The 4,408-nt window shown below is 47.9% G+C and carries 5 protein-coding genes and 1 pseudogene; 5 read left to right on the top strand and 1 reads right to left on the bottom strand.

Annotation, left to right across the window (positions count from 1 at the left end; translation table 11 throughout):
* Positions 1-224, top strand: a 224-nt coding sequence (locus QT992_RS17305) for a hypothetical protein (RefSeq protein ID WP_333313414.1), incomplete at its 5' end; no start/stop codon positions are given.
* Positions 225-330: 106 nt separating this feature from the next.
* Here the strand turns inward: QT992_RS17305 and QT992_RS17300 are convergent.
* On the bottom strand, positions 331-975 hold the full coding sequence (locus QT992_RS17300; protein ID WP_333313412.1) for a retropepsin-like aspartic protease: 645 nt from the start codon (positions 973-975) through the stop codon (positions 331-333).
* A gap of 307 nt (positions 976-1,282) precedes the next feature.
* Here QT992_RS17300 and carA point away from each other — a divergent pair, with 307 nt between their 5' ends.
* The 4 genes and pseudogenes from carA to QT992_RS17280 form a co-directional block, all read left to right on the top strand.
* Positions 1,283-2,440: a glutamine-hydrolyzing carbamoyl-phosphate synthase small subunit gene (carA, locus tag QT992_RS17295; RefSeq protein WP_333377374.1), complete on the top strand. Its 1,158-nt coding sequence runs from the start codon at positions 1,283-1,285 to the stop codon at positions 2,438-2,440.
* A 181-nt stretch (positions 2,441-2,621) separates the two neighbouring features.
* A complete protein-coding gene (locus tag QT992_RS17290) occupies positions 2,622-2,978 on the top strand; it encodes an STAS domain-containing protein (RefSeq protein ID WP_333037230.1) in 357 nt (118 codons plus the stop codon).
* A gap of 383 nt (positions 2,979-3,361) precedes the next feature.
* Entirely contained in the window at positions 3,362-3,808 is a 447-nt protein-coding gene (locus QT992_RS17285) for a ribonuclease III domain-containing protein (protein WP_333377372.1), read from the top strand.
* A 263-nt stretch (positions 3,809-4,071) separates the two neighbouring features.
* Positions 4,072-4,408 (top strand): annotated as a pseudogene (locus QT992_RS17280) (23S rRNA (guanosine(2251)-2'-O)-methyltransferase RlmB); the annotation flags it as partial.

Genomic DNA, 4,408 nt, shown 5'->3' with positions numbered 1-4,408 from the left:
GCCCGTCCAAAAAGGACGGGCGGGACGCCCATCCCACAATAACAATTAAAATTGTAAGTTATTTAATTCGCGATCCTGACAGTTGTTATATCATATTCGGTCGATTGACCGTGATTCCTGTAGGGGCGGGTTCACCAGCAATAGTCGCCAAAAACCGACAAGCTCAAAAACCCGCCCCGACTATGTATGATGCGCGATCGATCGGACATGATATTAGTTGTTAGTTGACCCGAAAGCAGTTGGTAGTTGTTAGGAAAGCAGTTGCTACAAATAACCAGTAATCAATAACAAATAACAACTAACAAATAACAACTAACCACTAACTTCTTTTTAAGACCGCGATCGAAATTCAATGACATCTTGCTTAATAGTCACATCTTTATTACCAAAAAAGTCGTGACCCAACAGTCCGATTTCTAGGGAGGGCGAGACAGCGACAACTACATTGTTAACTGCCAGACCACCTGCTTCCATAGAAGTCAGGCGACCGAGGGGAAAAGTAGCCACTCCGTTGGGAGTTTGTGCTTGCACTGTTCCCTGGAGAACAACGCCCAAGGCTTTAGCCATTGCTGGTGTAATTACTGTGCCACTAGCTCCCGAATCTACCATCATCTCGAACTTTTGTTTGCCGTTAAACGTGACTTCTATGACGGGGATATTAGCCTCTCGGCGTTTGATTTTTGCCTGAAACACTCCCGACTTTGCCGCCGCCGAAGTGGTGGGAGTCAATTCTTTGGGGAGAAAACCGCAGACTGATTGGCTGAGGTTGACGGTTCGGCCTGACGAGCTCCGCATGAAGCATCCCTCACTTTCTTGAGCCACTGCTGGCGAGGAGTTGGCAACACTTCCTACTAAAATTGAACTGCTCAGAGAAATAACTCCTGCTAACACCAGTAAAGGTTGGCGCAGGTTTTGAGGGATGGGTAGAGGCTTTTTTGAGTTTGAGAGTAAAGGCAAGGGAGATTTGCTGGCCATAGTTTGATTAAACGCAGTAGCTCGATCGTAACAGCGACAACTGCCTTTTGGTATAGATATAGAATTTCCGCCCGCATCCTAAGCTGCTGGCTGATAAATTGCTGGCGCGGGGGGAGATGCAGAATTTGCACTTGTTGCTGCTTCTTGATTACCTGTGGCATAAGTGCCTCCGGCATCGGGCTTCCGGCATAAGTGCCTTGCTTTTGCGAACCATTGCACAAATTAAAATAATATCTGTACATTGCCGACTAGCATCAAATCCCTGGCAGTGGTAAGAATTAAACCAAACGAAAGAATTAAGGATGCCATGTCACTTTCAACTGCACAACCCGCTCTCCTAGTCCTGGCTGACGGTACTGCTTACCGCGGCTGGTCGTTTGGCGCTGACGCCACCGTCGTTGGCGAGGTAGTATTTAATACGGGAATGACGGGCTACCAAGAAGTCTTGACTGATCCCAGCTATTGCGGCCAAATTGTAACTTTTACTTATCCAGAATTGGGCAATACCGGGGTAAATCTCGAAGACGAAGAATCCTCGCGCCCACAAATTCGAGGTGCGATCGCCCGGAACGTATGCAGCCGCCCCAGCAACTGGCGCTGCTCGCAATCTCTGCAAGACTACCTCAAACAGTACGATATTCCCGGAATTTACGGGATCGACACCCGCGCCCTCACTCGCAAAATTCGCACGGTGGGAGCGATCAACGGTGGCATTTCGACCTTGATTCTCGACCAGGCGGAACTTTTGGAGCAAGTGCAAGATGCCCCCAGCATGGACGGGCTGAATCTAGTCCAGGAAGTCACCACTCGCAAGGTTTACGAGTGGTCTGAAGCCACGGACTCGGTTTGGGAGTTCAGTCCTACAGTCAAACCTGCTAACGGCAAAATGTGGACGGTGGTAGCGCTAGACTTTGGGATCAAGCGCAACATCCTGCGCCGTCTGGCGAGTTACGGGTGTCGGGTCATCGTTGTCCCCGCTGACACGTCGCCGGAGGAAATCCTCAAATACAACCCGGACGGAATTTTTCTGTCCAACGGCCCTGGAGATCCGGCGGCGGTAACGGAAGGGATCGCGACTGCGAAAGCTTTGTTAAAGTCGGACAAACCCGTATTCGGCATCTGCATGGGACACCAAATTTTGGGACTTTCCTTGGGTGCAGAAACTTTTAAACTTAAGTTCGGTCATCGGGGATTGAATCATCCAGCGGGTTTAACTCAGCAAGTAGAAATTACTAGCCAAAATCATGGTTTTGCGATCGACCCCGATTCCCTAGCCCCCGAAGTAGAGATTACTCATCTCAATTTGAACGATCGCACCGTAGCCGGATTGAAGCACAAAACTCTGCCACTGTTCTCAGTGCAGTACCACCCAGAAGCCAGTCCGGGCCCGCACGACGCCGATTATTTATTCGATCGATTCGTGCAGTCAATGCGAGACAATCAGAAAGTAGCCAGCAGTAAGTAGTCCTTAGTCAGCAGTCATTAGTCAGTAGTCATCAGAAGCTGTTTGTGTCGATCGCTTCTGAGTAATGACTAATGACTAATGAGTAATAACTAAAAAACTGTAGACAAAAGACCAAAAAACTCCTATAATGAAGCCTCGACTTTAAGCCATATCTAGCTAGGAGGGTGTCATTCCTGAGTCATTGACCCTGACCGTTAGCCTCAGAGGCACTCGCGAAGTCAAGAATAACTATCAGTTATTTCGCTTGACGGGCCTGCTGGACGCTTTTTCTGAGGCCACTTTTCGGAAGGTAATAAGCAAATGTATTGACGAGGGCCCAAAACACGTAATTTTGGACTTGTCTCAGATAGACTTTGTGGATAGTTCAGGCTTGGGCGCACTTGTGCAACTTGTCAAAAAAGCCCAAACCTTGGAAGGGACATTGCAAATTGTCTCAAATCCCCGCGTAACTCAGACTGTTAAACTGGTTCGCTTAGAGAAATTTTTGTCTTTGCAGCCTTCGGTTGATGAGGCGGTAAAAAACGTCAAGGATGCTTGACGCCAAAGTGGATTAAATTAGCTATCCGGTTCTCAACGCTGGATAGCAAATTTTTATTTTTGTGCGGGTAAAAAAATACCGATTTTCCCAGAAGCTGCGACACGCGCCAGCCGCTATTTCCCCGATGCCTAGAGTTTCGGTGGAGGGGCAGTAAAATATGTGTGGCAAACACGCGGAAAAATGGTACAAAAATTAGAGCATCCCGATTTGGTAAAAAGCCTTTTTTAGGAGTGCGATCGTCGCGCCAAGCTTTGCCTATATATCTCGCTTCGTGCTCTGACAGCGAACACTCCTGTAAAAGCTATAATTGCGGAAGTGACGAAAGACCAAATAAGTAAGTGACTAGAAAAACCAAGCTGTGCGGAAGTTTTATTTAAAAAAGTATGTCGCCGATCGCAGATGACGGGCTCAAACTGAGTCTGACGGATATCAGTTTAAATCGAGTGCATCCTGCGAGGGCTACACCAGCAGAAATAGAAAGAATTTCGCCCGCAGCCTGGGCCTATTTGGGAGATGCAGTGTACGAACTCTACGTTCGGAGTTCGTACTTAATGCCACCCAAAAGATTGCAAGCTTATCACGAATTAGTGGTGGGGCAAGTACGAGCCGAAACTCAAGCGCGTCATTTGCGATCGCTCTCTCCTTACTTGAACAGTACAGAATTAGCAATTGTCAAGCGCGGCCGCAATGCTGCAGCGGGCCGTTCTAAACGAGCAGATCCAGAGATATACCAACAAGCCAGCAGCTTAGAAACCTTGGTCGGATATTTGTATCTCACCGATCCCGAAAGATTGACCGAACTTCTGGCACTTTTAGATATTGAGACTTAAAGGATTTAGCAGTTAAGAGTTGGGAATGGGGAGGGATTAATTAACCATCCTTGCACGGCTAACATAAAACCGCAAAAATCTCGATCGGAAAAACAGGATTTATCAGCTATTAACTAGCAATTTGAACACAGCAAAATCCTTGCTCCCTCGCTAGACTATCTAAAATCTCGAAGCCCAAAGATTGCTCCCTCAATCAAGAATCTCACATCTACAATCTACAATCGACTAGCCTTCAGCCAAAACCTTTTGACCACAAGAAACCAATGAGAAAATTTACCAAACCCAACTTTTCGCGATCGAATTCCGACAGCAAGCCATTCAAAAGCGAAGGCCGCCGTCAGGACTCACAACCATCCTCTCCCCGCTTTGAACGCAAGCCCCGTCCCGATACTCGCCCAGGAGACGCGCCTCAAAAGCGATCGACCTTCGCCCCACAATCGCGAGAAATGCCCGTGAGAGCAATTTTCAAACGGAGAGTCGATTCCGACAGCCAACCGGAAATTCGCAGAAATAATCATTTCAAAGACAGAGACAGCAGCCCGCAGGAATCCAGGGGCAATTATTACCAAGACAGAGACAGAGACAGCAGCCCCCAGCCAG

This window comes from Microcoleus sp. T3_D1 (assembly GCF_036700405.1).
Classification (GTDB): domain Bacteria; phylum Cyanobacteriota; class Cyanobacteriia; order Cyanobacteriales; family Microcoleaceae; genus Microcoleus.
Note: the sequence above shows the minus strand (reverse complement) of the source record. Positions and strands in the feature narration are given on the sequence as shown.

Coding starts and splice junctions, on each gene's coding strand:
- QT992_RS17300 (WP_333313412.1), bottom strand. CDS start 975: ATGGCCAGCAAATCTCCCTTGCCTTTACTCTCAAACTCAAAAAAGCCT.
- carA (WP_333377374.1), top strand. CDS start 1,283: ATGTCACTTTCAACTGCACAACCCGCTCTCCTAGTCCTGGCTGACGGT.
- QT992_RS17285 (WP_333377372.1), top strand. CDS start 3,362: ATGTCGCCGATCGCAGATGACGGGCTCAAACTGAGTCTGACGGATATC.